At 41.1% G+C, this 253-nt stretch carries 1 pseudogene; it reads right to left on the minus strand.

The features are described from left to right. Positions 1–253, minus strand: a pseudogene (locus AACS98_RS23550) (zinc ribbon domain-containing protein); the annotation flags it as partial.

The raw sequence follows: 253 nt of genomic DNA on the forward strand, positions 1-253 counted from the left end.
TCAGACAGGATTTCTCCAACCTGAGTAGAGGTCGAATCTCCCAAAGCGTTCGGATCTAAGATCCAAGTGACCGTATCCCTACCGTACTCAAGGCCAATTTCAGAATGTTGATTGCAGCATTCCAATCTCTATCGATAACAAATCCACATTCACAGACATGAGTTCTTGTAGATAGAGATTTTTTAACTACTGCACCACAATTAGAACATTCTTGAGAAGTATAGGCAGGATTAACAGCAACAGTTATTCTGCC

The sequence above is a fragment of the Anabaena sp. CA = ATCC 33047 genome (assembly GCF_963870205.1).
Taxonomy (GTDB): Bacteria; Cyanobacteriota; Cyanobacteriia; order Cyanobacteriales; family Nostocaceae; genus Trichormus.